This window comes from Mycolicibacterium stellerae, assembly GCF_003719305.1.
Lineage (GTDB): Bacteria > Actinomycetota > Actinomycetes > Mycobacteriales > Mycobacteriaceae > Mycobacterium > Mycobacterium stellerae.
Genome location: NZ_RARC01000005.1, coordinates 67,254 through 92,911 on the forward strand (window position 1 = coordinate 67,254; position 25,658 = coordinate 92,911).

The window sequence follows — 25,658 nt, forward strand, 5'->3', positions numbered from 1 at the left end:
TTCATCTGGCGACAACCAGCACGGTCAACACACCAAGCGCGCCGTAGAGGAGGTAGAGGTGGACGCTGCCGGTGTGCGCACGCCGCACGATCTGGGCCGCCACCGCGACCGTACGAAGCACCGGCGCGTAGAAGCGATCTTCGATGGCGTCACCGATGCGGCTGCGATAGGTCACGCTGGTTGCCATGTACCGCGACTCTTCGTAATGGGTGACTTCGACGTCGGTGTCCGGGCGCAGCACGTCATCGAACACTCGCTGCAGTGGCTCGGCGAATGATGTTGCGGTGTACTGCATCCGGGCCGTCAGCTCGTCGGCCCCACATGCCCAGGGCGGGAGCACCTTGGCGGCGGGACGGCGGTGCGCCCGCAACTGGCCCAGCGCTACCGCGGCCAGCACGGCGATCAACAGGGTGGTTGTTATCAGGCCGGGCGCGATCGACCCCGATATCCCCGGCAGCCGGATCACCGCGCCGAAATCGGTGAAGCCGACGGCCCGGGCCGCCGGCAGCGCGTCGAGCACCTCGCGCATGGCCGGCGCCACAAGCATCGGCACGGTCGCGATCAACGTGCATGCAGCGGCGGCGATCGTCATGCCTGCGACCATGCCGCCCGGAGCTTCACGGGCGCCTGCGGCGGGTTCCGAACGGGGTCGTGCCAGGAAGCCGATTCCGAACGCCTTGACCATCGCCGCCACGCCAAGGCCGGTGGTCAGCGCGACCACACCCACCGCCAGCGGTGCCGTCAGGGCGACCGTGGTGTCATGGCCGGGCGCGGCATGGATCAGCGACTGGACGAGCAGCCACTCACTGACGAAGCCCGCACCCAACGGCAATCCCGTTGCGCCGAGGGCAGCCACCCCGAAAAGTGTCGTGGTGGCGGGCATTCGGCGGGCCAGCCCGCCGAGTTTGTCGAGGTCGCGTACCCCGGTTGCGGACAGCACCGACCCCGCGGCCAGAAAGCCAAGGCACTTGAACGCAGCATGCCCGATGAGGTGCAGCACAGCGGCGGCCATCGCGATGGTTGCGGGACCCGAGGCCTTGGCGCTCGCGAACAGCGTCGCAGCGCCAAGAGCCATGGTGATCAGTCCCATGTTCTCCGTCGTCGAATAGGCAAGCAGGCGTTTGAGATCCGTTGCGACCGAAGCCTGCAGCACGCCGTACAGCGCGGACAACCCGCCGAGCGCGAGCAGCACCAGCCCCCACCACCGCGGGCCAGGGTCGAGCAGCTGCAGGTCGATGCGCATGATGCCGTAGACGCCGAGGTTGACCATGGCCGCGCTCATCAGTGCCGACACCGGGCTTGGTGCCTCTGGGTGTGCGCGCGGCAGCCATGCGTGCAGCGGCACAAGGCCGGCTTTCGATCCGAACCCCACGACGGTCAGCAGAAAGACGGCCGTGCGCACGCTTTCTGGTACATCGTCGAGCGCATCGAACCGGTCGGCCCCGCCCGCGGCCGACAGCACCATCAGCCCGATCAGGATGGCCACGAATCCGAGCTGGGTCATCACCGCGTAAAGGATTGCCGCTGAGCGAACCTCGGGGCGGGTGTGTTCGGTGAGCACCAACACCAGCGATGCGATCGCCATCAGCTCCCACGCCAGCAGAAACGTCGTCACCGACCCGGCCGCGGGCACCAAGAGCATCGCCGCAACGAACAACGGCATCATCGCGGTGGGGGTCCTGCTCAGGTGGTGGGCGTAGCCGACCGCGTAGATCCCGACCGGAATTGCCACTGCGCCGGTCAATGCCATGAAAAACCCGCCGAGCGGGCCTACCTGCAGGTAGACGCCCGACAGTGGCAACAGCCACCCGATGTGCAGAGTCGGGGGCGCGCCGAAGACGCCGACGAGCCCCGCCCACACCCCGACGGCGCCGAGACACGTTGTGATAATCCCCGCGGCCGCGCCGAACCTGTTGTGTGACGCCGTGACTTCCGCGGCTGCGGGCGCACCGACCAGTGTCGTGGTCACTTGCCCGTCACCGATCTCAAACCCGCGACGATCTCGGTGGGGGTCGGCGGGCAGCCCGGGATCTCGACGTCCACGGGCACCACGTCGGCGACCGCGCCGAGCACGCCGTAGGCGTCGGTGAACACGCCGCGGTTGAGCGCGCAGTCCCCGCAGGCGATCACCACCCGCGGTTGCGGTGTCGCCGCGACGGTATTTCGCAGCGGTTCGGCCATGTTGCGGGTGACCACGCCGGTCACCAACAGCGCGTCGGCGTGCCGTGGGGAGGCAACCAACCGCGCCCCATACTGTTCGGCGTCGTAGACCGGCCCGAATGCGCCGCCGATTTCCACCTCGCAGCCGTTACAGGAACCCGCATCGACATGGCGGATCTGCAGCGAACCACGCACTCCCTCAGGAGGTTTCACTGCCGGCTCCGGCGCATCGGGGGCGGGCTCGACGACCCGGCCCACCCGGAGGATCTTGCGGAACCAATCCATCGGGGTCTAATCCGCCGGACGGTCGGCGCGCAGGTTCTCGAGCACGGCGACGCGATCACTCAGCACCGTGGTCAGGACCTTGCGGGCCACGGTGAGCAGCTCGGCGATGTCGGGTGAGGCGATCGAGTAGATCACCGTGTTGCCGTCCTTGCGCGCATCGACCACACCTGCACGCCGCAGCACGCCCAGTTGTTGGGAGAGGTTCGACGACTCGATCCCGATTTCGGGTAGCAGTTCACCGACCGACCGGTCCTGCACTGCCAGGATCTCGAGAATCCGAATCCGTGCCGGATGCCCGAGCGTCTTGAAGAACTCGCCCTTGAGCTTGTACAGCGGCTGCGGCTCCACGGATCTCCTGAAGACTTGGCGTTTCTTAGGATCTATCAATTGAAGAAGTTATCATATAGTTAGATAGCTTGGTGCGGCGGCGGCCGTCGGAACTTGATCAGCTGGTCGGTCGCGTCCGATCGCGGATCGGTTTCGTTGCGCCGTGAACGAGGGCCAACACCTGGTCCTCGACGGCGCCGCCGGTGAAGAACAGCATCTCGTCGCCTGCCTGCAGCACATCGTCGGGCTTCGGGAGGATGACCCCGCTGTCGCGGATCACGATGGCCAGCGCGGTGTTTTCCGGCAGCGAGATGTCGCGCACCCGCTTCCCGACCATCGGGTCGTCGTCGGGCAGCTTCAGTTTGGTCAAGCTGACCTGGCCCTGCCTCAGGTCCATCAGTCGCACCAGGTGGCCGATGTCGATGGCGCCCTCGATCGCCGCCACCAGTGCACGCGGGGCCGATACCGCGACGTCGACGCCCCATGCCTCGGTGAACAGCCACTCGTTGCGGGCGTCGTTGACCCGCGCCACCACCCGGGCCACCCCGAACTCGGTCTTGGCCAGCAGTGAGGTCGTCAGATTCGCCTTGTCGTCGCCGGTCGCCGCGATGACGACGTCGCACGACTCGATGCCCGCGTCTTCGAGCGACGTCAGCTCGCACGCGTCGGCCAACAGCCAGTCCGCGTCCGGAACGGTGAGCGGTTCGTAGTGCCGGGTGTTGATCTCGATCAGCAGGATCTTGTGCCCGTAGGCGAGTAGCTCCAGTGCGACGGATCGTCCGATCGCGCCCGCGCCCGCAATGCCGATGCGCATCGGCTGACGCTCGTCGGCTAGGTTCGGCAACTCATCGGAGCGCCGCCTGATTCGGAACACAACGTCATACTGACCCATGCGTGGCGGTACTGGTTAACTGCGGGGTGAAATGACTTTGCAGCAGCTGTATCTGGTTCTGTTGGCAGGCGGGCTCGTGTTGCTGGCCAGCATCGTCGCCACGCGCGCGGCCACCACGGTCGGCTTGCCCGCGCTGTTGCTGTTCCTCGGCGTCGGCGTCATCGTCGGCGAGGACGGGCTCGGGCTGCATTTCGAGAACTATCTACTCGCCGACCATCTCGGCACCGTCGCGCTGGCCATCATTCTCATCGAGGGCGGCCTGACGACCAAGTTCTCCGACGTGAAGCGGGTGTTGGCGCCCGCGGGGATGCTGGCAACCGTCGGCGTGGCGGTCAGCATGGCGATCACCGCCGCGGGCGCACACCTGCTACTGGGAATGAACTGGCAGCTCGCGCTGCTCCTCGGCGCCATCGTTTCGGTCACCGATGCCGCCGCCGTGTTCTCCGTGCTGCGCGTCGTGCCATTGCCGCGGCGTCTCGCCGGGCTGCTGGAGGCCGAGTCCGGATTCAACGACGCGCCCGCGGTCATCCTCGTTTTGATGTTCTCCGTCACGCCGCTCGAACTGTCACCGGTGCACGCACTCGGCGAACTGGCCTACGAACTCGCGGTCGGCGCCGCGATCGGACTGGGCTGCGGCTTTCTCGGCGCAATTGCGCTGCGCCGCATAGCCCTTCCCGCATCGGGCCTCTATCCACTGGCGAACTTCGGGCTGGGGATGGTCGCATTCGCCGCGGCAGGCAGCGCGCACGCGAGCGGGTTCCTCGCCGCGTATCTGGCCGCGGTCGTGCTCGCCAACTCCGGACTGCCACACCGGTCGGCAACTCGCTCATTTGCCGAGGGACTCGGTTGGTTGGCGCAGATCGGCCTTTTCGTCCTGCTCGGGCTCCTGGTCGATCCCAGCGATCTCGGTGCCGAGATCGTCCCGGCGATCGTGATCGGTCTCGTCCTTCTACTGATCGCGCGGCCCGTGTCGGTCGTCATCTCGCTGGCCGGCTTCCGCGTCCCGTGGAAGGAACAGGCATTCCTGTCGTGGGCAGGGCTGCGGGGCGCCGTCCCGATCGTGTTGGCGACCTTCCCGATCGTCGAGGGCGTCCCCGACGCCATCCGGCTGCTCAACATCGTGTTCATCCTTGTGGTGGTCTTCACCCTGGTGCAGGGGCCGAGCCTGGCGGCGCTCGCGCACCGGCTGGGGCTGATCCCGAAGGAGGCCACCCGCGAGATCCAGGTGGAGGCGGCGCCGCTGGACGTGTTGGAGGCCGAGCTGCTGACGATGACGGTGAATTCGCCGTCGCGGCTGCACGGTGTCACCGTGCTCGAATTGCGATTGCCCGATCCCAGCGTCATCACGCTGATCATCCGGGACGGGCACACGTTCGTTCCGCAGCCCGACACCAGGATCGCGGCCGGCGACGAGCTGCTCATCGTCACCACCCCGAGGACACGGCTGGCCGCCGAACGCAGGCTCAGAGCGGTGAGCCGGCGCGGCAAGCTCGCCTACTGGTTCGATGAATATGGTGAGGCGGACTGACAGCGCGTACCCAGGAATACGGGACTACCCTCGATGTAGTGCAATTCGCTTTCAAGACATCCCCGCAGAACACCAGTTGGCACGACATGCTCGCGGTCTGGCAAGCCGCAGACGATATCGACGTCTTCGAGTCCGGCTGGACGTTCGACCACTTCTATCCGATCTTCTCCGACTCCAGCGGCCCATGCCTTGAGGGCTGGACCACGCTGACCGCGCTGGCGCAGGCCACCAAGCGTCTTCGTGTCGGCGTGCTGGTCACCGGCATCCACTATCGCCATCCCGCCGTGCTGGCGAATATGGCTGCGGCACTGGACATCGTCTCCAACGGCCGGCTCGAACTCGGCATCGGTGCCGGCTGGAACGAAGAGGAATCCGGCGCATACGGAATCGAACTCGGCTCGATCAGGGAGCGCTTCGACCGGTTCGAAGAGGCATGCGAGATCCTGACCAGTCTATTGACCAACGACACAACGACATTCGACGGAAAGTACTACCAGCTCAAGGACGCCCGCAACGAGCCGAAGGGCCCGCAGCAGCCGCACCCGCCGATCTGTATCGGTGGCAGCGGCGAGAAGCGCACCCTGCCGCTCACCGCGAAATACGCCGACCACTGGAACTTCGTCGGCGGACCGCCCGATGAGTTCGCGCGTAAACGAGACGTGCTGCATGCCCGCTGCGCCGATATCGGTCGCGACCCGAAGGAGATCACGCTGTCGGCGCACGTGCGGTTGGAGCCCGATCTCGACTACGCCAAGGTGGTCGACGAGGCGGGCGCACTGAGCAAGGAAGGCCTTGACCTCGCGATCGTCTACCTGCCGCCGCCGCACGACCCCGCGGTCCTCGAGCCGCTGGCCGAGGCGATCAGGGATTCGGCGCTCACCAGCAAAGTTGATTAACGATAACGAAAATATAACGGTCCGGCAAAGAACGGGTCACAGCGAGACGGAGAGTCGCATTCGAGGTGGCGGGACGGTTGCTAGAAGCCGAAGCGAACAAGCTCGTCGGGGGTGACCAAACGCTCGGCCTTGGCCGGGTACTCGCGGCACTTCACCGGATGACGGAGAAGCGACCAGGCGATTCGACTCATCCGAGAGCGGTATAGAGGGTTGAGGTACACGTCGATCACTCCTGCGGCATAGCAATTGCTGGACCGAGGTGCCACGTTACCGCAGCGTCCTCACCAAGTCATTAGATACCCCGGAACTGGCAAACAGAAATAGGCGCGCCGATCAATAATCTGATGATTTTGGTGGTGCAGAAGTGACAGATGGTGTTCATCTGAGTCGACCGCGCGGTGTCGTACACGACGCCCCGCTTGACCGTTCGACACCGCACACTCGCGGCTTCCCCGGCTTAGCCGGGGGCGTCGCGATCTAGCGCTGAGGGACCGCGGTGGGCTTGATCGGCGCAGGCAGCGCCGTGCTGCCCATCAGATATCGGTCGACCCCGGCCGCGGCGGCGCGGCCCTCGGCGATCGCCCACACGATCAGCGACTGGCCCCGCCCCATATCGCCCGCGACGAAGACGCCGGGCACGGTGGTGGCGAAATTTGCATCCCGTGCGACGTTGCCCCGGTCGGTGATATCCACGCTCAGCTCGTTCAGCAGGCCTTCCCGCTCCGGGCCGACGAAGCCCATCGCGAGCAGCACCAGGTCGGTCTCCAGCTCGAAGTCGGAGCCGTCGATCTTCTCGAACTTGCCTGCGACCATCTCGACCTCGTGCCCCCGCAGGCCGGTCACCTTGCCGTCGCGGCCGATGAACTCCTCGGTGTTCACCGAGTACACCCGCTCACCGCCCTCTTCGTGGGCCGACGACACCCGCATCATCAGCGGGTACACGGGCCACGGGGTGGAGTCGGCGCGCGACTCGGGCGGCTGGGGCATGATCTCGAACTGGTGGACGCTCTCGGCGCCCTGCCGGTGAGACGTGCCAAGGCAGTCGGCTCCGGTGTCGCCGCCGCCGATGATGACGACCTTGCGGCCCTTCGCCGTGATCGGTGGCTCACCGTCATCGCCGACGACGGGGTCGCCCTGCTGAACCCGGTTCGCCCACGGCAGGAACTCCATCGCCTGGTGGATGCCGTCCAGGTCGCGGCCGGGAATCGGCAGATCCCGCCACGCGGTCGCGCCACCGGCCAGAACGACGGCGTCGTAGTTGAGCCGCAGCTGCGCCACCGTGATGTCGACACCGACGTTGACGCCGGGACGGAACTGGGTGCCCTCGGCCTCCATCTGCGCCAGCCTGCGATCGATGTGGCGCTTCTCCATCTTGAACTCGGGGATGCCGTAGCGCAGCAGTCCGCCGATGCGGTCGGCCCGCTCGAAAACGATGACGGTATGACCCGCGCGGGTGAGCTGCTGCGCGGCGGCCAGGCCTGCCGGACCGGAGCCGACGACGGCGACCTTCTTACCGGTGAGCTTGTCCGGCGGAAGAGGTACGACCCAGCCCTCGTCGAAGGCGTTGTCGATGATCTCGACCTCGACCTGCTTGATGGTCACCGGATCCTGGTTGATGCCGAGCACACACGCTCCCTCACACGGCGCTGGGCACAGCCTGCCGGTGAACTCCGGGAAGTTGTTGGTGGCATGCAGCCGCTCGATCGCGTCGCGCCAGCGGTCGTTGCGCACCAGGTCGTTCCACTCCGGAATCAGATTTCCTAGTGGACATCCGTTGTGGCAGAACGGGATACCGCAGTCCATGCACCGTGTCGCCTGCTCGCGCAGCGTATCGTGGGAAAAGTCTTCGTAGACCTCTTTCCAGTCGCGCAGCCGCAGCGGGACCGGCCGCCGTTTCGGGGTCTCGCGCTTTGTGTACTTGAGAAAGCCTCTTGGGTCAGGCATTCGCAGCCGCCATGATCGCGGTATCGACATCCTCGCCGGATTTCTCGGCTTCGGAGATCGCCTGAAGCACGCGCTTGAAGTCGCGCGGCATCACCTTGTTGAAGTACTTCAATTGTCCATCCCAGTCGGCGAGAATACGCTGCCCGACAGCGGAATCCGTGGCATCGACGTGCGCGGTGATCATTCCACGCAGGAACTCGATGTCCTCGTCGTCCATCGCGTCAAGGTCCACCATCTCGGCGTTGAGGTTTTCGGTGAATGTGCCGTCGACGTCGTAGACATAGGCCACGCCGCCGGACATTCCTGCCGCAAAGTTCCGGCCGGTGGGCCCGAGAATGACGACCTTGCCGCCGGTCATGTACTCGCAACCGTGATCGCCCACGCCCTCCACCACCGCATGGGCGCCGGAGTTACGCACCGCGAACCGCTCGCCGACGACACCGCGCAGGAAGGCCTGCCCGCTGGTCGCGCCGAACAGAATCACGTTGCCCGCGATGATGTTCTGCTCGGCCACGTAGTCCTGCGGAGCATCGTCTGACGGCCGCACCACCAGCCGTCCACCCGACAGACCCTTGCCGACGTAGTCGTTGGCGTCGCCGTACACCCGAAGGGTGATGCCCTTCGGCACGAACGCACCGAAGCTGTTGCCCGCCGATCCGTCGAACGTGATGTCGATGGTTCCGTCGGGAAGACCCTGACCGCCATAGGCTTTGGTGAGCTCGTGGCCGAGCATAGTGCCCACGGTGCGGTTGGTGTTGGCGATAGTCGTCGAGAACCGGACCGGGGTGCCCGAGTCAAGCGCCTCCCGGCACATCACGATCAGCTGCTGGTCGAGCGCCTTGTCGAGGCCGTGGTCCTGACGCGAGCTGCAGTACAGGTCCTGGTTCATGAACGCCGACTCGGGCTCGTGCAGCACCGGGGCCAGGTCGAGCTTGTGGGCCTTCCAGTGCTCGGCGGCCTTGGTGGTGTCCAGCGCCCCGACCTGGCCGACCATCTCGTTGACGGTACGGAAGCCCAACTGGGCCATCGTTTCCCGCACTTCCTCGGCGATGAACATGAAGAAGTTCTCCACGAACTCCGGCTTGCCTGCGAAGCGCTGCCGCAGTACCGGGTTCTGGGTCGCCACGCCGACCGGGCAGGTGTCCAGGTGGCAGACGCGCATCATGATGCAGCCCGACACCACCAGCGGTGCGGTCGCGAAACCGAATTCCTCGGCACCGAGCAGTGCGGCGACCACCACGTCGCGGCCGGTCTTGAGCTGGCCGTCCACCTGCACGACGATGCGGTCACGAAGTCCGTTGAGCAGCAACGTCTGCTGGGTTTCGGCCAGGCCCAGCTCCCACGGCGCGCCTGCGTGCTTCATCGACGTCAGCGGGGTGGCGCCGGTGCCTCCGTCGTGGCCGGAGATCAGCACCACGTCGGCGTGCGCCTTCGACACACCCGCGGCGACCGTGCCGACACCGTTCTCGCTCACCAGCTTCACGTGCACCCGCGCCTGCGGGTTGGAGTTCTTCAAATCGTGGATGAGCTGGGCGAGATCCTCGATCGAATAGATGTCGTGGTGCGGCGGCGGCGAGATCAGGCCGACGCCAGGCGTCGAATGCCGCACCTCGGCCACCCACGGGTACACCTTGTTGCCCGGTAGTTGGCCGCCCTCACCGGGTTTCGCGCCCTGGGCCATCTTGATCTGGATGTCGGTGCAGTTACTCAGGTAGTGGCTGGTCACACCGAACCGGCCGGACGCCACCTGCTTGATAGCACTGCGGCGCCAGTCGCCGTTCTCGTCGCGGTCGAATCGGCTGACGGCTTCGCCGCCCTCGCCCGAGTTCGACCGGGCGCCAAGGCGATTCATCGCGATCGCCAGCGTCTCGTGCGCCTCGGCGGAGATCGAGCCATAGCTCATCGCGCCGGTGGAGAACCGCTTGACGATCTCGCTTGCCGGCTCGACCTCGTCGAGCGGAACCGGCGGTCGCACACCGTCGCGGAACTTGAGCAGCCCACGCAGCGACGCCATCCGCTCGCTCTGGTCGTCGACGAGTGCGGTGTACTCCTTGAAGATCGAGTACTGGCCGGTGCGGGTGGAGTGCTGCAGCTTGAACACCGTGTCCGGATTGAACAGGTGATACTCGCCCTCGCGTCGCCACTGATACTCGCCGCCGACCTCGAGCTCGCGGTGCGCCCACTCGTCGGGGCGGTCAAGGAACGCCAACGCATGCCGCGTCGAGACATCGGCGGCGATGTCGTCGAGGTCGATGCCGCCGACGGGACACGTCAACCCGGCGAAGTACTCGTCGAGCAGCGGCTGGCTGATGCCGATGGCCTGAAACAGCTGCGCGCCGGTGTAGGACGCCAGCGTCGAGATGCCCATCTTGGACATCACCTTCAGCACACCCTTGCCCGCCGCCTTGACGTAGTTCGCCTTGGCCGTGTCGCTGCTGATTCCGGTGATCACGCCGCGGTCGCACATGTCCTCGATTGACTCGAAGGCCATGTACGGGTTGATCGCGGCCGCGCCGAAGCCGACGAGGCAGGCCATGTGGTGCACCTCGCGGGCGTCGCCCGCCTCGACGACGAGCCCGACCATGGTGCGGGTGCGGTCGCGAACGAGATGGTGGTGCACGGCCGAAACGCTCAGCAACGACGGGATCGGCGCCATCGACTCGTCGGACTCACGGTCGGACAGCACGATGATGCGCGCGCCTTTCCGGATGGCTTCCGACACCTTGGCCTTGACGTTGTCCAGCGCCTCCCGCAGGCCCTGCCCACCGCGATTGACGGGGTACAGGCAGCGGATCACCGCGGCGCGCATTCCATGCTTGTGACCGCGGATCTCATGGTCGGGGTCCACACACATCAGCTTGGACAGCTCGGCGTTGCGCAGGATCGGCTGCCGCAGCAGGATCTGCCTGCAGGACTCGGCGTCGGGGTTGAGCAGGTCACCCTCGGGGCCGACGGTGCCCGAGAGGCTGGTCACCACCTCTTCGCGGATGGCATCCAGCGGCGGGTTGGTGACCTGGGCGAACAGCTGTTGGAAGTAGTCGTAGAGCATCCGTGGCCGCTGCGAAAGCACGGCGACCGGGGTGTCGGTGCCCATCGAACCGAGCGGCTCGGCGCCGGAGCGGGCCATCGGCGCCACCAAGAGGTTGAGCTCCTCGTAGGTGTAGCCGAAGATCTGCTGGCGCAACACAACCCGGTGATGCGGCATGCGGACGTAGTCGCCGGGCGGGAGCTCATCGAGGTGGAACAGGCCGGCATCCAGCCATGCCTGATACGGCAGCTCTGCGGCGAGTTCGGCCTTGATCTCCTCGTCGTCGACGATGCGGCCCTGCGCGGTGTCGACCAGGAACATTCTGCCGGGTTGCAGACGCATCTTCTTCACGACGGTCGACGGGTCGAGGTTGAGCACGCCGGCCTCCGACGCCATCACCACCAGGCCGTCCTTGGTGACCCAGATGCGCGACGGGCGGAGACCGTTGCGGTCGAGCACCGCGCCGATCACGGTGCCGTCGGTGAACGTCATCGACGCGGGGCCGTCCCACGGCTCCATCAGCGAGGAGTGGTACTGGTAGAACGCGCGCCGGGCCGGGTCCATCGACTCGTTGCGTTCCCACGCCTCCGGGATCATCATCAGCACGGCATGCGGCAGGCTGCGACCGCCGAGATGGAGCAACTCGAGCACCTCGTCGAAGCGTGCGGTATCCGATGCGCCAGGCGTACAGATCGGCACGACCTTGTCGAGATCGGCGCCTGCGCCGAAGATGTCGGTCTTGATCAGCGCTTCGCGCGCCCGCATCCAGTTCTCGTTGCCGGTGACGGTGTTGATCTCACCGTTGTGCGCGATCCGCCGGAACGGGTGGGCGAGCGGCCACGACGGGAACGTGTTGGTGGAGAACCGCGAGTGCACGATGCCGAGCGCACTGGTCAGCCGGTCGTCCTGCAGGTCGAGATAGAACGCCTTCAGCTGCGGTGTGGTCAGCATGCCCTTGTAGACGAATGTCTGACCGGAAAGGCTTGGGAAATAGACGGTTTCACGACCGGGACCGTCCTGGCCCGGACCTTTGGTGCCGAGCTCATGCTCGGCTCGCTTGCGCACGACGTACGCCTTGCGCTCGAGGTCCATCCCGGATGCACCGGCGATGAACACCTGCCGGAACGTCGGCATGGCGTCGCGGGCCAGCGCACCAAGCGACGAATCGTCGGTGGGTACGTCACGCCAGCCGAGCACCTCGAGGCCCTCGGCCTCGGCGATCTTCTCGACAGACTCGCAGGCGGCGGCCGCGTCCTTCGACGACTGCGGCAGGAATGCGATGCCGGTGGCGTAGCTGCCCGGCTCGGGCAGGTCGAACTCGACGACGGCGCGCAGGAAGTCATCGGGGACCTGGAGCAGGATTCCCGCACCGTCGCCGGTTTGCGGTTCGGCGCCCTGGGCACCGCGGTGCTCCAGGTTGACCAGGGCCAGGATGGCCTTGTCGACGATGTCGCGGCTGCGGCGGCCGTGCATATCCGCGACCATGGCAACGCCACACGCGTCATGTTCGAACGCGGGGTTGTACAGCCCCTGTTTCACGGGCGCCATTCCCACCTAGCCCTTCAACACCTTCAAGAGTTCCCTGGCAGCCGTCGATGACGGCGATCAGCCGGTTGTGGTGGTGGCGGTGGCTGGCGTGCAGCACTGAACGACGGCCCCTACCCCACTCGGCGCAAGTGGGGAAAACGATATGACAAACCCCGCCTGACATGCCAACTTAGTCATACCTAACTAGTGTGCTTTGCCCCTGTGGCGACGCTGCCTCTTGCGCTGCCAATGATACGAGCGAAGCCGTTGCGCGCCTTCGATTTTCGGTGACCCGGGGCGAAGTATTCCCGATCACCCGATTTCCTGGCATGCGACCGAGATCACTAATTACCATTGCTGACCGATAGCTGTATGCACTATCAGCTGCGCTAAAGCCGCTAATGGCTGTTTGCTACAAAGCTTAGTAAGATTCTTAGAGTAGTCGCCGCGCGGCCCGCCCGCTCCCCCCTCGTCGAGCGGGCAGGCTGCGGGCGCCTCAGCGGTGCACCGGGTAGCCGCCGCGCTCGGCCAACGACCGGAGCTGCTTCAAGGCGAATGTGCGGCCGCGGCCGCCTTCGGGAATGTGAATGCCTGCCCACAGGCCCTGGGCCCCCGGCATCTCGCAGGCCTCCCTTGCGCACAGCCAGCGGCGCGGGCACGCCCGGCACACCGCCTTGGTGTGGTCGTCGGTTGCCGTCATCCACCGTTCGGGGTCCTGCGTGCAGGCGCCGATCTGGCTGTCGGTCAGTACGGGCATCTCGATCATGACGGTCATGACCACTCCTCTCGCTCGCTGGCGTGCTCAAACCGTAGCGCTGTTTCCGTAGCAGTGCAACACTTATTACGGCATGATCGCTTCGGTGAGGTTCGCCGTCTCCCGTCAGATCCGCTGGCTACACTGGGCGAGTGGAAGAGGACGTCGGCGATCCGGGCATCGCCCGCGCCGGCGCAGCGGTCGCCGCCCGACGCCGCGAATTGGACATCAAGCAGCGGAATCTCGCGAAGTTCAAGATCATCAACGCCGGCGCGCTCATCGCCTTCGAGAAGGGTAGGAGCTGGCCGAGGGAGCGCACGAGGGCCAAGCTGGAGGAGATCCTGCAGTGGCCCGCCGGAACCATAGCGACGATACGGTATGGCGGCCAGGTACCCGGCACAGCGTCCGAGCCGCCCGCAGACGACGGCACCGCCTCGCTCATCGCGGGCACCGTCGAGGTGGCGATGACAACGCTCGACGCCGCCATCCAGACGCTGCCCGCCGACGACGATCCCGAGTTCTCCGCCCGTGCCACGGTCATCCTGGCCGAGCTTCGCAAGCTCGAGGGAGTTGTCGCCCGAGCCGCGCAGCACAGCAGGGGCACCCCCGACGTGGTGCTGGCGCTGCGGACCGTCCGCGGCCGTTACGACGAACTGATGTTCCGCGCCGCCGCCGCACCGGGGGCGACGCTTGGCCAACGGCTCTACGCCGCGCGTCGGCGCGCCACCCTGTCCGCCGCGGAGACGGCGAACGCGGCGGGCCTTCCCGTCGAACTGGTGAATGCTGTCGAGGCAGGCGAACCGGCAGCAGACGCGGACTCGAGCGCACTGAACGACCTCATCGCTTCACTCGATGGCTGATACTTGGTCTCGTGCCGCTGTCCGATCTGGTCCGCAACGTCGGCGACGTGATGTCGCGGGCCGACTCGCTGTTCGGCACCGCTGACCCCGACGCGGCCGCGACGGCCGCCGACAAACTGACCGACGCCACCGACGTCATCCGGTCCGGGCAGGAACAAGCCGCATCGATGTCGGGCGACGCCAGCGCCAACTACGCCGACTTCGCGCAGGGCACCCGCGACGCCCTGGAGCACCTGTCCGGCGTCGAATCGGAGCTGGGCCGCCACCTCAAGGAGGCCGCGGACGCGGTGACATCGGCACATTCGGCGTCGCACTCCGCGCTCGACGTGGTGTCGTCGACGTCGGATGCGCTCGAGCACCTGTCGGATACGCCCGCCACTGAATTGGCGGTCATCCGTGCACTGCGCGCTCAGGTCGGCCATGAGCTCGAGCTGATCCGCAGCCACCAGGCTGTCGCCGAACAGTTGGGCGCCCATCTGCGCGGGCTCGGCTACTGAGCACCCTCCGGCCCTAGGTCCAGTCGCCGAAGGAGTTGCGCCACCTGCCAATTGCGCGGTCGCTGACGATTTTGCGTAACTGGTGCGAAATACGGGTGACACGGGCCAGTAGCGCCATCGGCTTACTTTCAGGCATGAAAAAGTTGGCGCACCCTGCATTGCAGATCGGCATCGCCGCAATAGGTGGGATCGTATTCGGCCTCCTGGTCGGTGACTGGGCCGCAAATCTGAAGTTCATCGGCGATCTGTTCATCCGACTGATCCAGATGTCGATCGTGCCGCTGGTGATGTCGTCGGTGATCGTGGCGACCGGGTCGATGTCGGGCACGGGCACCGGAAAGATCGCATTCCGCACATTCAAATGGATGATTGGCTTCTCGTTCGTCGCGGCCGTAACGGCCTGGGCGCTCAGCATTCTCATCCAGCCGGGTGCGGGCATGGTGTACACCCAAGAACTCGATCCCAGCCTGAAGGAATCGGCAGGAGAGGCGCTGGGCTGGCAGGACACGCTGCTCAATTTCGTGTCGACGAACATCTTCGACGCCATGTCGACAGCAACGATGGTGCCCATCATCGTCTTCTCGCTGCTGTTCGGTATCGCACTGCGCAGCCATATCAACAAGACCGGCGATTCCGGGGTACTCAGCTTTATCGATCAGATCCAGCAGATCGTGCTCACCATGATTCGCCTTGTGATGCTCATCGCCCCGATTGGCGTCTTCTGTCTGCTGGCCGCGCTCGCGGGCGACGTCGGCTTCTCCGTCGTCACCACCGCGCTTAAGTACTTGGGCACAACGCTTCTCGGTGTCGTCATCATCTTCGCCCTGTTCGTGGTGGTTGTTTCGGTACTCACCCGCTTGAGCCCGTGGAAGCTTCCGAACAAGCTCGCTGAGCAAACGGCGATTGCGATCACCACCACGAGTTCGGCGGTCACCTTCCCGACGGTGTTGAAGAACACCGTCGAAAAGGTGGGTGTCAGCCAGAAGGTCGCAAACTTCACGCTGTCGATCGGGTTGACGATGGGCTCGTATGGAGCCGTCCTCAACTACATGATCGTCGTCATGTTTCTCGCACAGGCCGGCGGCATCGACTTGAGTGTCGGCCAGATCGCCCTCGGTATGGGTCTGGCGATTCTGCTCAATATGGGCACCATCACGGTGCCGGGCGGATTCCCGGTCGTCGCGATGTTCTTGGCGACCTCACTTGGCCTGCCGTTCGAGGCTGTCGGCCTGCTGATCGCCGTCGACTGGTTCGCAGGCATCTTCCGCACCTTCCTCAACGTCAACGGGGACACGTTCGTGGCGATGCTGGTGGCCAACGCCGACGACGAGATCGATCGCGATGTCTACAACGGCACCAAGACGGTGACCGCCGAAGAGATCGACCTCGACGAGTACCGCGACGTGATGGCCCGTGCTGATCAAGCCGATTAGGGCTCGGCTACCGAGTGCGGTCGGGGCGTAGGTCCAGCCGGCGGAGTAATTGCGCGTTGAGGGCGACAACCACCGTCGACGCCGACATCAACAGCGCACCGACCGACATCGGCATCACGAACCCGACCGGCGCCAACACCCCGGCGGCCAGCGGCACCGAGATCAGGTTGTAACCCGCTGCCCACCAAAGGTTTTGCGCCATCTTGCGGTACGTCGCCTTCGACAAAGTGATCACCGACAGCACCGAGCGCGGGTCCGAGCTGGCCAGGATCACCCCCGCCGACGCGATCGCCACGTCGGTGCCGGCACCGATGGCGATGCCGACGTCGGCCTGTGCCAACGCCGGTGCGTCGTTGACCCCGTCGCCGACCATCGCCACTTTCAGGCCCTCAGCCTGCAGCTCGGCGACCTTGGCCGCCTTGTCCTGCGGCCGCACGCCCGCAAACACCCGATCGATGCCGAGCTCATCGGCGACCGCGCGCGCCACCGGCTCGGCGTCTCCGGTGATCATCACCACCTCCACGCCCAACCGGTGCAGCGCGTCGACGGCCTGACGCGATTCCGGTCGCACTTCGTCGGCCAGCTTCAGCGCTCCCGCGACGGACCCGTCGAGCAGGACATGCAACACGATCGCGCCCTCGCTGTGCCACGCGGCGGCTTCTGGCAGCTCGATCTCCCCCGCCTGCTCCAACAACCGCGGTCCGCCGACGCGGATTTGGCGGCCGTCGACCGTCGCCGTCACCCCGACCGCGGGCGACGACGAAAAGTCCGAAGAGGCTGCCACCTTGACGTCTCTGGCCTTCGCCGCAGCCACGATGGCGTGGGCCAGCGGATGCTCGGAGTCCGTCTCGGCGGCCGCCGCCAGTGCAAGTACCTCACCCTCGCCGTGCCCGTCCGTTGCGGCAACCGCCGTAACGGTCGGCTCGCCCTTGGTCAGGGTGCCGGTCTTGTCGAACAGCACCGCGCCGACCGTTCGCATGCTCTCAAGCGCGAGCCGGTCCTTGATCAGCACACCCGCGCGGGCTGCACGTTCGGTGGCGATCGACACCACAAGCGGTATCGCCAGGCCGAGCGCGTGCGGGCACGCGATCACCAGCACGGTGATGGTGCGGATGACCGCGTCCTCCGGCCTGCCGACCGCGCCCCACACCACCGCGGTGATGACGGCCGCACCCAGCGCGAACCAGAACAGCCAGGCCGCCGCGGTGTCCGCCAGCCGCTGTGCCCGCGACGACGAGTTCTGGGCCTCCGTCACCAGCCGCTGGATACCGGCCAGCGCGGTGTCGTCGCCGACAGCGGCGACCTTGATGCGCAGGCCGGAGTCCGTCGCGACGGTTCCCGCGACGACGTGGTCGCCGATACCGCGGCGCACCGGCACGGACTCGCCGGTGACCATCGACTCGTTGATGTCCGCTGCGCCGTCGACAATCTCGCCGTCGGCGGGCACGCTGCCGCCCGGACGCACGATCACCACGTCGCCAAGACGAAGATCCGATGGGGCGACAGTGACGATCTCGTCTCCCTCGACCCGTTCGGCCTCGTCGGGCAACAGTGCGGCAAGCGAGTCCAACGCCGAGCTGGTCTGCGCCAGCGAGCGCATCTCTATCCAGTGACCAAGCAGCATGATGACGATGAGCAGCGCCAGCTCCCACCAGAAGTCGAGCTGGTGGTCGAGCACGCCGAGGCTGGCGCCCCACGACGAAACGAATGCAACCGTGATCGCCAGACCGATCAGCAGCATCATTCCCGGTGTGCGGGAGCGGATCTCACTGACCGCACCGGTGAGGAAGGGCCTGCCGCCCCAGAGGTACATGACGGTCCCGAGCACCGCTGAGACCCATTGAGAGCCGGGGAACCCCGGAACTGGATAGCCGAGAATCATCGCGAACATGCCCGACAGCGCCACCGTGGGGACGGCCAGCACGAGCATGATCCAGAACAGCCTGCGGAACTGCGCGACGTGATCGTGGTGACCGCCGTGCCTCGGTTGGCCGTGGCCTGCGTGATCTGCGTGGCTCCGATGCTGGGAGTGATCGACCTCGGTCATGCGGGTCACTATACCCCGTGGGGGTATCTGGGCCGGTAAAGTTCGTCGCCTTATGACGGCGCCGACGGCGGGACCCCTCCAGCCCGACGAATCCATGCGCGGCTCGGTCCGCATCTGCCTGACCGCGTTGGTCGCGGGCGTCGTGATCGGCTTCGTCGGCGGCGTGTTCCGCTGGTGTCTGCAAACCGCCGATCGCCTGCGCATCGACTTCGTCGACTGGGCACATCAGCTGCCAGGACCGGGCTGGCTGGTCCCCATCGCCGCCGCCGCGGTCGGCGCCACCCTCGCCGCCCTCATCGTCCGGTGGGAGCCGCTGGCCGCGGGCAGCGGGATCCAGCATGTCGAAGCGGTCTTTCTGGGTGAGGCCAAGCCACCGCTGATCCGACTGCTTCCGGCGAAGTTCGTCGGAGGCGTGTTGAGTATCGGATCGGGCCTCGTGTTGGGCCGCGAGGGGCCGACGGTACACATGGGTGCGGCGATCGGCACCGAAGCTGCCCGGCGCGCCCGGCTACCCGATTCCGAGGTCAGGATGATGCAGACGGCGCTGGGCGGCGCAGGCCTTGCGGTGGCGTTCAACGCGCCGATCGGCGGCACGCTGTTCACCCTCGAGGAGGTGACGAAGTCCTTCCGGGTGAAAACGGTTCTGGCGACCCTCATTTCGTGTGCTGCCGGTGTCGCGTGCTCCCGGCTGGTGTTGGGAAACCATGCGGACTTTCAGGTCGAACCCATGGACGCTCCCGCCCTGGCGTGGTTGCCCCTCTTCATCGCCTTCGGGCTCCTGACCGGATGTCTGGGTGCCGCGTACAACGGGTTGACGTTGTGGTTCCTCGACCACGTCGGTGCCATCCGCCGCGTCCCCAGCCTGGCGAAGGCCGCCATCATCGGAGCGATCGTCGGGCTCGCGATGTTCGTTTACCCGCTCTCTGTTGGCGGCGGCGAGGACCTGACGCAGCGGATCCTTGGCGGGCAGAACCTCGTCTTATCCGTCGTCATCGGGATCCTTGCGGTGCGGTTCGTCGCGGGCCCGCTGTCGTACTCGGCGGCGGTGCCGGGCGGGCTGTTCGCACCGCTGCTTGCCGTGGGTGCGCTGTGGGGACTCGTGTTCACCGGATGCTTCAACGCCGTGTGGCCCGACGACGCATCGCAATTGGCCATTCCGATGGCGCTCGTCGGGATGGCGGCGTTCTTCGGGGCCACCGTGCGCGCACCGGTGACCGGGATGGTCGTCGTCACAGAGATGACGGCCACCACCGCGACCCTGGTGCCGATGATGGCCGCAACCGCTGCCGCCGTGCTCGTCGCCTACCTCGTGGGATCGCCGCCGATCTATGAGAGCCTTCGCGAGCGGATGCCCGATGAAGAGTCCATCGAGCGACGCGGAAACGGTTAGCAAAGCAACATTTCGGTCCAGGCACAATTGCGCAACGCTTGCCTCAATTGCCGAATTCGCGTGCAACTCTCACAAGCATGACTCCACCCACGATGCTGCATCGTTTGACGGCAGAGTTCATCGGGACCTTCTGGCTGGTCCTCGGCGGCTGCGGCAGCGCGGTGTTCGCAGCGAAGTTCGCATCGGCGGACGGCGTGTCGCTGGGCATCGGGTTTCTCGGTGTCGCACTGGCATTCGGCTTGACGGTCCTCACCGGCGTCTACGCCTTCGGCACCATCTCCGGCGGCCACTTCAACCCTGCCGTGACCCTTGGTGCCGCCTTCGCGCGGCGCGTTGAGTGGAAGGCGGTACCAGGCTACTGGGTCGTGCAGGTACTCGGCGGCCTGGTCGCAGGCCTGGTGATCCTGTTGATAGCCAACGGAAAAGAGGGCTTCGACCCGGTCGGCAACATGGCCGCCAACGGCTACGGCGCACATTCGCCTGGCGGTTACTCGCTGCTGGCCGTCGCGCTCACCGAGATCATCCTGACGGGGGTGTTCCTCCTCGTCATCCTCGGCTCGACAGACGACCGAGCACCGGCGTCAAAAGGCTTCGCGGGCTTGTCGATCGGGCTGACCCTGACGCTGATTCACCTGATCTCGATCCCCATCTCGAACACATCGGTCAACCCGGCACGTTCCACCGGCGTCGCATTCTTCAACGGCGACGGCGCACCCGCGCAGCTGTGGATCTTCTGGCTCGCACCGCTGATCGGCGCCGCGATCGCCGGTTTCGCGTACCCCTACCTGTTCGGCGGGAGTTCCGAACTCGCCGACCAGCCGGTGCGAGATGACGCTCTGGAAGAACCCGGCACTACTTGACCGGTGCCTTCTTCTTGGCGCGGCTGGCGGCGGCCTTCTCGGTCTTGGCGCCGTCGTTGGCCAGCTGACCACCTGAGTTCTCCAGGTGTGCGCGGACGAACCACTGGAACTTCTCCAGCTCCGCCGAATGCCCGATGAGCATGTCCTCGGTGACCGGGTCGAGGTCGCCCACCCGCTCGATACTCTTGCGGGTGTCCTCGATGACACCGGTGTAGACGAGATCGAGCGCGGCTAGGTGTGCCTGCACGGTGTCACGCTCGACAGAGTAGTCGTCCCAGGTGCGGTCCTTGATGATCGCGCCAGGGGTGCCGAGCGGAGACTTTCCAAGCGTCGCGATGCGCTCTGCGACCTCGTCGGCGTAGCCACGGACCAGCTCGACCTGTGGGTCGATCATCTCGTGGACTCCGATGAAGTTGGGTCCGACCACGTTCCAGTGCACATGCTTCAACGTCAGGTGCAGGTCGTTGTACCGGCTCAGTGCCTTCTGCAGCAGGTCGGCTACTTCGCCGCCCTCCTTGTTCGACATGCCGGGGACTGTGAATTGAGTCATCAATAGCTCCTTCGATTTTCGCGTCGTCACAAGGCCTACCCGTGGCATACACGGGCTAATCACCTACGTCAGATCGCGCGCAGGTCCGGGATGGCCTGCCGGGCCCCGAACCGTGGGTTGCGGGCCAGCCCGCTGGCCTCGAGAAGTCGCACCGCCCGGTGCCGGTGCGGACGCACCGGGGCGAGCAACTTGACCATCGCGTCGTCATCGATGGGGCGGCCGAGCAGGGTCCAGCCGACCACCTTGGCCAGGTGATAGTCACCGACCGACAGCGCGTCCGCGTCGCCGAACGCGCGCTGCGCCGTCTCGGCCGCCGTCCACACGCCGACACCGGGCAGCGACATCAGCGCCTCCCTTGCCTGTTCCGCAGGGCGGGTGACGAGCCGCTCGAGGGAATCGGCCCGCTGCGCACAGCCGACAAGGGTCCGAGCCCGGCCCGGATCGACGTTGGCGAGGTGGAACTCCCACGACGGAACGCGGCGCCACACGTCTGCGGGCGGCGGTACGCGCATACCCGCTGGTGCCGGACCTGGCGCGGGTGATCCGAACTTCGTGACCAACAACCGCCAGGCCCGAAAAGCGTCCTTTCCCGCCACCCGCTGCTCGATCACGGCCGGGATCAGCGACTCCAGCACTCGTCCCGTGCGGCCCAGCCGCAGATGCGGCACCCGGCGATGGGCCTCGGCGATGGTCGGTTCAACGGGCGAGAACCCGCTCGCGTCGTCGTCGGCACCCAGCAGGGCGGCACATCCGTCGGCGAATTCCGCTGCGCCGCCTCCCCACGCTTCGCACGCGACGGCGCGTGGACCCGACCGGCTGATCCGCATCGTCACCGGTCCGGTCCGCATCAGGGTGGTCCGCCAGATGGCGCCGTCGGCCGCGGTCACATAACACGGGTCGCCGCCGCCACGGCGCAACGGTGACAGCGTGTACCCCGGGCTCGCAGGCCCCGGAAACTCCACGATGCACTCGACCGCGTTCTCAGACATTGGTGACGTAATAGTGACATCAGGTCGGGTTCGGCCGCCTTCGCTGGGGGTATGGGCAGAACGCAAATAGGCTGACGACTCCGCCGGTCTGGAAAGGGGGCAGGTTGGGGGTCGACGGACGACTGTTTGCGCCTGCGCTGCATTCCGCGCCGATGGTGGCCTGCCAGGACGGCCAGTTCGACACCTGGCGGAGCAACGTGCGCAAGGCGGTGCTCGATTCGGTCGACGAATTCGTCACCAACAGGTGCACGCGTGACCTCCGCGGTGCCGGAGCCGACGTCGCGGCCGACGTGTTGGTCGGATTCATCGGCTCGGGGAAATGCCTGCGCTCGACGTTCATGTTCCTGGGCTGGTTGTGCGGCGCTGCGCCCTCCCACGCTGCGCTGCGCGCCGCCGCGAGCCTCGAACTGCTGCACGCGTTCGCGCTGCTGCAGGACGACGTCATGGACGGTTCGCGGTTGCGGCGTGGCCGTCCGTCGGCCCACGTGCAGTTCGCCGACTGGCACCGCGACCGCGGGTTGTCCGGGTCGCCGGAGCGCTTCGGCGAATCGGCGGCGGTGCTGCTCGGCGACCTGTGCCTGGTCTGGGCCGAGCAGATGCTGCGGAACAGCGGCCTTGACCCAAGCGCGCTTGGCAGAGCCTGGCCTCGATACGACGAGATGCGCACCGAATTGGCCGTCGGACAATTTGCCGACTTGGTCAACGATGTCGGCTGCCTGCCTACGCTGGATGAGGTGCTGGAGGTGGCGCGACGTAAGTCGGGCAATTACACGGTCCGCCGGCCGCTGGAGATCGGCGCGGCGATGGCGGGCTGCCCGGCCCAGCTGCTGAGCCGGCTGGGCCGCTACGGCGATGCGGTGGGCGAGGCATTCCAGCTGCGCGACGATCTGCTCGGCATCTTCGGCTCACCGGCGAGCACGGGTAAGCCCGTCGGTGCCGACCTCACCGAGCACAAGGCGACAAGTGTGGTCGTCGCCGCCCATTCCATGGCCGACCCGACGCTGCGGCGTCAGCTGAACGAGTTGATGGGCACCGCTCAGCTGGACGAGGCGGACGTCGAACGGTGGCGCAGCCTGATCGCCGCGACCGGCGCCGAGCAGCAGATCGAGGAGATGATCGCCGATCGGCTGCGCCGTGCCTCGGACTGGATCGACGAGAGCCGGCTCGATGACGCGGTGCGTTCGGCGCTGCTGCGCATGGCGTCGGTCTGCACCGAGAGGGCGTCGTGATGCGAGCCATCGGCGGCAGGACCGACCACGTGGTGGTCGTCGGCGCGGGTCTCGCCGGGCTGTCGGCGGCACTGCACCTGGCCGGCCGCGGCCGCTCGGTGACCGTCGTCGAGCGCGGTGACGTGCCCGGCGGACGGGTCGGCCGACTCGACGTCGACGGCTATCGACTCGACACCGGCCCGACGGTTCTCACCATGCCGGACCTGATCGACGAAACCTTCGCGGCGGTGGGCGAATCCACCGCCGACCGGCTCGAGCTGGAAACCGTCGACCCCGCCTACCGCGCCCTGTTCCCCGACGGTAGCGCGCTCGATGTGCACAGCGACCGCGATGCGATGGCCGCCGAGGTCGAGCGGTTCGCCGGGCCGGGGCAGGCGCAGGGTTATCTGCGGCTCCGCGACTGGCTCGCTCGGTTGTACGAAGTCGAATTCGACGGCTTCATCGCATCCAACTTCGACTCCCCGCTGTCGTTGTTGACCCCGTCGCTGGCCCGGTTGACCGCGCTTGGCGGCTTCCGCCGGTGGGACCGGGCGGTGAAGCGGTTCATCACCGATCCGCGGCTGCACCGAATCTTCACGTTCCAGGCGCTGTATGCGGGGGTTCCGCCGCAGCGGGCGCTCGCGGTCTACGCCGTCATCGCCTACATGGACACCGTCGCAGGCGTGTACTTCCCCCGGGGCGGGATGCGCGCGCTTCCCGATGCGCTTGCCGCTGCCGCAGTCGACGCAGGAGTCGAGTTCCGTTATGGCGCAACGGTAACCAGGCTGGAGCGGCTCGGTGACCGGGTCCGTGCCGTGCACACCGGCACCGGTGATCGCATCGAAGCCGACGCCGTGATCCTCACCACCGAGCTGCCAGACACCTATCGGCTGCTCGATCGCACCCCCCGCCGTCTGCTGGCGCTGCGGCCGTCGCCGTCGGCGGTCGTCGCCCACATCGGCTGCCGGACGCCGCAGCGCCCGATGCCACACCACCACATCCTGTTCGGCGACACCTGGGACCAGACGTTCCGCGAGATCATCGACGACGGCGTCGTGATGAGCGACCCCTCTCTCCTGGTGACACGGCCGACCGCGGGCGATCCGACCCTTGCGCCCTCGGGCCGGGACCTGCTGTACGTGCTTGCGCCCGCACCGAACCTGGCGCGCGGCAGGGTCGACTGGGAGCGCATCGGCGCCTCCTACGCCGACAGCATGCTGGCCGCCGTCGCCGACCGGCTTCCCCAACTCGGTGTCGACGCCGAACTGCTCCATGTCGTCAACCCGGCGGACTGGGCCCGGCAGGGCATGCTGGCGGGCACGCCGTTCGCGCTGGCGCACACGTTCGGCCAGACGGGCCCGTTCCGTCCCGCCAACACTGTTCGTGGCATCGACAACGTCGTACTGGCCGGCTCGTCGACCGTGCCAGGCGTGGGAGTTCCCACGGCCCTGATGTCGGGACGGCTGGCCGCCGACCGGGTCACCGGAGCCGTCACCCGGCCGACGAAGACGCAGATCGCGAGCGGCCAAGCATGATCCGCTCCGAACTCGATGCCGCCGGTGTGCACGACCCGGCGCTGCGCGACGCCTACCAACAGTGCCGGATGCTCAACGCCGAGCACGGCCGCACGTTCTTCCTCGCCACCCGGCTGTTGGCACCGCAACAGCGCCCCGCGGTGCACGCGCTCTACGGGTTCGCGCGCCGTGCCGATGACATCATCGACGACTTCGACGACACGCTGGGCGCGGGTGAACGCGCCGAACGGCTGCAGCGGCTCGCCACGCAACTCTTCAATCAGCTTGTCCAGCATCAGAATTCCGGCCACGATCCCGCACTGCGGGCAGTCGTGCACACCGCGCGCAGGTACGGCATCCCCTGGGAGATGTTCGACGACTTCCTGACCTCGATGCGGATGGACCTGACGGTGACGGACTACCCGGACCGGAAGTCTCTCGAGCGGTACATGCACGGTTCGGCCGAGGTGATCGGGCTGCAGATGCTGCCCGTGCTTGGCACCGTCGGCCCGCGTGAAGAGGCCGCCCCCTATGCCGCCGCGCTGGGAAAGGCCTTCCAGCTCACCAACTTTCTGCGGGACGTCGACGAGGATCTGCAGCGCGGCCGGGTGTATCTGCCCGCCGACGAGCTGGCCGCCCACCGCGTCGACAGGGAGCTGCTGGGGTGGTGTCACACCAACAGGCGCACCGACGCGCGGGTACGCCGGGCACTCACCGAACAGCACGCCACCACCCGCCGGGTGTACGACGTCGCCCGCAAGGGCATCGAAATGCTGGACCCACGGTCGCGGCCGTGCGTCGAGGCGGCGTACACGCTGTACTCCGAGATCCTCGACCGCATCGAGAACATCGACTTCGCGATCTTCAACCAGCGCGCGACCGTCGGCACCGGCAGGCGGCTGCAGGTCGCCGGTGTCGGGCTGATCGGGGCCTGGCGCGCGCGGTTGACGCACGGTAGGTAATAACAGA

The 25,658-nt window shown here is 66.7% G+C and carries 20 protein-coding genes; 10 read left to right on the plus strand and 10 right to left on the minus strand.

Annotated features, from left to right (window positions below):
- Position 1: 1 nt before the first annotated feature.
- The 4 genes from D6M19_RS09040 to D6M19_RS09055 form a co-directional block, all read right to left on the minus strand.
- Positions 2-1,891 carry a proton-conducting transporter transmembrane domain-containing protein gene (locus D6M19_RS09040; protein WP_407665317.1) on the minus strand — a complete coding sequence of 630 codons (1,890 nt, stop codon included), beginning with the start codon at positions 1,889-1,891 and terminating at the stop codon, positions 2-4.
- 74 nt (positions 1,892-1,965) lie between these two features.
- Positions 1,966-2,445, minus strand: coding sequence for an NADH-quinone oxidoreductase subunit B family protein (locus tag D6M19_RS09045; RefSeq protein WP_123024870.1), 480 nt, complete (start codon positions 2,443-2,445; stop codon positions 1,966-1,968).
- A 6-nt stretch (positions 2,446-2,451) separates the two neighbouring features.
- The gene (locus D6M19_RS09050; RefSeq protein WP_123024871.1) at positions 2,452-2,793 is read right to left on the minus strand and encodes an ArsR/SmtB family transcription factor; all 342 of its coding nucleotides are present in this window, start codon (positions 2,791-2,793) and stop codon (positions 2,452-2,454) included.
- Between the two features lie 97 nt (positions 2,794-2,890).
- Positions 2,891-3,586, minus strand: a complete 696-nt coding sequence (locus D6M19_RS09055; RefSeq protein WP_123025035.1) for a potassium channel family protein — start codon at positions 3,584-3,586, stop codon at positions 2,891-2,893.
- A gap of 109 nt (positions 3,587-3,695) precedes the next feature.
- Here D6M19_RS09055 and D6M19_RS09060 point away from each other — a divergent pair, with 109 nt between their 5' ends.
- Together D6M19_RS09060 and D6M19_RS09065 are read left to right on the plus strand one after the other, a co-directional pair.
- Complete coding sequence (locus tag D6M19_RS09060) at positions 3,696-5,192, plus strand: potassium/proton antiporter (RefSeq protein WP_123024872.1); 1,497 nt, start codon at positions 3,696-3,698, stop codon at positions 5,190-5,192.
- 38 nt (positions 5,193-5,230) lie between these two features.
- Positions 5,231-6,088, plus strand: a complete 858-nt coding sequence (locus D6M19_RS09065; protein WP_123024873.1) for an LLM class F420-dependent oxidoreductase — start codon at positions 5,231-5,233, stop codon at positions 6,086-6,088.
- A gap of 477 nt (positions 6,089-6,565) precedes the next feature.
- On the opposite strand, the gene D6M19_RS09075 is transcribed toward D6M19_RS09065, so the two are convergent.
- The 3 genes from D6M19_RS09075 to D6M19_RS09085 all read right to left on the minus strand — a co-directional run bounded on the left by D6M19_RS09075 (position 6,566) and on the right by D6M19_RS09085 (position 13,362).
- Positions 6,566-8,032, minus strand: a complete 1,467-nt coding sequence (locus tag D6M19_RS09075; RefSeq protein WP_123024874.1) for a glutamate synthase subunit beta — start codon at positions 8,030-8,032, stop codon at positions 6,566-6,568.
- On the minus strand, positions 8,025-12,608 hold the full coding sequence (gene gltB, locus D6M19_RS09080) for a glutamate synthase large subunit (protein ID WP_123024875.1): 4,584 nt from the start codon (positions 12,606-12,608) through the stop codon (positions 8,025-8,027). Before gltB ends, D6M19_RS09075 begins: the two co-directional genes overlap by 8 nt.
- Positions 12,609-13,083: 475 nt before the next feature.
- Positions 13,084-13,362, minus strand: coding sequence for a WhiB family transcriptional regulator (locus D6M19_RS09085; RefSeq protein ID WP_206428486.1), 279 nt, complete (start codon positions 13,360-13,362; stop codon positions 13,084-13,086).
- Positions 13,363-13,493: 131 nt separating this feature from the next.
- On the opposite strand from D6M19_RS09085, the gene D6M19_RS09090 reads away from it, so the two are divergent.
- The 3 genes from D6M19_RS09090 (at position 13,494) to D6M19_RS09100 (ending at position 16,131) form a co-directional block, all read left to right on the plus strand.
- Positions 13,494-14,201 (plus strand): transcriptional regulator, encoded by a 708-nt coding sequence (locus D6M19_RS09090; protein WP_123024876.1) that lies wholly within the window; start codon positions 13,494-13,496, stop codon positions 14,199-14,201.
- An 11-nt stretch (positions 14,202-14,212) separates the two neighbouring features.
- Positions 14,213-14,698, plus strand: a complete 486-nt coding sequence (locus D6M19_RS09095; RefSeq protein WP_123024877.1) for a hypothetical protein — start codon at positions 14,213-14,215, stop codon at positions 14,696-14,698.
- Between the two features lie 134 nt (positions 14,699-14,832).
- Positions 14,833-16,131 (plus strand): dicarboxylate/amino acid:cation symporter, encoded by a 1,299-nt coding sequence (locus D6M19_RS09100; protein ID WP_123024878.1) that lies wholly within the window; start codon positions 14,833-14,835, stop codon positions 16,129-16,131.
- 7 nt (positions 16,132-16,138) lie between these two features.
- Here the strand turns inward: D6M19_RS09100 and D6M19_RS09105 are convergent, their stop codons facing one another.
- A complete protein-coding gene (locus D6M19_RS09105; protein ID WP_123024879.1) occupies positions 16,139-18,178 on the minus strand; it encodes a heavy metal translocating P-type ATPase in 2,040 nt (679 codons plus the stop codon).
- Positions 18,179-18,230: 52 nt separating this feature from the next.
- Between D6M19_RS09105 and D6M19_RS09110 the strand changes: the two genes are divergently transcribed.
- Together D6M19_RS09110 and aqpZ are read left to right on the plus strand one after the other, a co-directional pair.
- Positions 18,231-19,568 carry a H(+)/Cl(-) exchange transporter ClcA gene (locus tag D6M19_RS09110; RefSeq protein WP_123024880.1) on the plus strand — a complete coding sequence of 446 codons (1,338 nt, stop codon included), beginning with the start codon at positions 18,231-18,233 and terminating at the stop codon, positions 19,566-19,568.
- A 77-nt stretch (positions 19,569-19,645) separates the two neighbouring features.
- Positions 19,646-20,428 (plus strand): aquaporin Z, encoded by a 783-nt coding sequence (gene aqpZ / locus D6M19_RS09115; protein ID WP_123024881.1) that lies wholly within the window; start codon positions 19,646-19,648, stop codon positions 20,426-20,428.
- Here aqpZ and D6M19_RS09120 read toward each other — a convergent pair.
- Positions 20,421-20,978, minus strand: a complete 558-nt coding sequence (locus D6M19_RS09120; RefSeq protein WP_123024882.1) for a Dps family protein — start codon at positions 20,976-20,978, stop codon at positions 20,421-20,423. The two genes, aqpZ and D6M19_RS09120, sit on opposite strands and share 8 nt — an antisense overlap.
- Before the next feature lie 68 nt (positions 20,979-21,046).
- On the minus strand, positions 21,047-21,967 hold the full coding sequence (locus D6M19_RS09125) for a DNA-3-methyladenine glycosylase family protein (protein ID WP_123024883.1): 921 nt from the start codon (positions 21,965-21,967) through the stop codon (positions 21,047-21,049).
- A 152-nt stretch (positions 21,968-22,119) separates the two neighbouring features.
- Here D6M19_RS09125 and D6M19_RS09130 point away from each other — a divergent pair, with 152 nt between their 5' ends.
- From D6M19_RS09130 to D6M19_RS09140, 3 genes are read left to right on the plus strand one after another with little or no spacing between them, the layout of a single operon-like run.
- Entirely contained in the window at positions 22,120-23,196 is a 1,077-nt protein-coding gene (locus D6M19_RS09130) for a polyprenyl synthetase family protein (RefSeq protein ID WP_123024884.1), read from the plus strand.
- A complete protein-coding gene (gene crtI, locus D6M19_RS09135; RefSeq protein ID WP_123024885.1) occupies positions 23,196-24,710 on the plus strand; it encodes a phytoene desaturase family protein in 1,515 nt (504 codons plus the stop codon). Before D6M19_RS09130 ends, crtI begins: the two co-directional genes overlap by 1 nt.
- Positions 24,707-25,651, plus strand: coding sequence for a phytoene/squalene synthase family protein (locus D6M19_RS09140; RefSeq protein WP_123024886.1), 945 nt, complete (start codon positions 24,707-24,709; stop codon positions 25,649-25,651). The genes crtI and D6M19_RS09140 overlap by 4 nt, the downstream gene beginning before the upstream one ends.
- Positions 25,652-25,658 lie beyond the last annotated feature (7 nt).

Coding starts and splice junctions, on each gene's coding strand:
- D6M19_RS09045 (WP_123024870.1), bottom strand. CDS start 2,445: ATGGATTGGTTCCGCAAGATCCTCCGGGTGGGCCGGGTCGTCGAGCCC.
- D6M19_RS09055 (WP_123025035.1), bottom strand. CDS start 3,586: ATGCGCATCGGCATTGCGGGCGCGGGCGCGATCGGACGATCCGTCGCA.
- D6M19_RS09060 (WP_123024872.1), top strand. CDS start 3,696: ATGACTTTGCAGCAGCTGTATCTGGTTCTGTTGGCAGGCGGGCTCGTG.
- D6M19_RS09075 (WP_123024874.1), bottom strand. CDS start 8,032: ATGCCTGACCCAAGAGGCTTTCTCAAGTACACAAAGCGCGAGACCCCG.
- gltB (WP_123024875.1), bottom strand. CDS start 12,608: ATGGCGCCCGTGAAACAGGGGCTGTACAACCCCGCGTTCGAACATGAC.
- D6M19_RS09085 (WP_206428486.1), bottom strand. CDS start 13,362: ATGACCGTCATGATCGAGATGCCCGTACTGACCGACAGCCAGATCGGC.
- D6M19_RS09100 (WP_123024878.1), top strand. CDS start 14,833: ATGAAAAAGTTGGCGCACCCTGCATTGCAGATCGGCATCGCCGCAATA.
- D6M19_RS09105 (WP_123024879.1), bottom strand. CDS start 18,178: ATGACCGAGGTCGATCACTCCCAGCATCGGAGCCACGCAGATCACGCA.
- D6M19_RS09110 (WP_123024880.1), top strand. CDS start 18,231: ATGACGGCGCCGACGGCGGGACCCCTCCAGCCCGACGAATCCATGCGC.
- aqpZ (WP_123024881.1), top strand. CDS start 19,646: ATGACTCCACCCACGATGCTGCATCGTTTGACGGCAGAGTTCATCGGG.
- D6M19_RS09120 (WP_123024882.1), bottom strand. CDS start 20,978: ATGACTCAATTCACAGTCCCCGGCATGTCGAACAAGGAGGGCGGCGAA.
- D6M19_RS09125 (WP_123024883.1), bottom strand. CDS start 21,967: ATGTCTGAGAACGCGGTCGAGTGCATCGTGGAGTTTCCGGGGCCTGCG.
- D6M19_RS09130 (WP_123024884.1), top strand. CDS start 22,120: ATGGTGGCCTGCCAGGACGGCCAGTTCGACACCTGGCGGAGCAACGTG.
- crtI (WP_123024885.1), top strand. CDS start 23,196: ATGCGAGCCATCGGCGGCAGGACCGACCACGTGGTGGTCGTCGGCGCG.
- D6M19_RS09140 (WP_123024886.1), top strand. CDS start 24,707: ATGATCCGCTCCGAACTCGATGCCGCCGGTGTGCACGACCCGGCGCTG.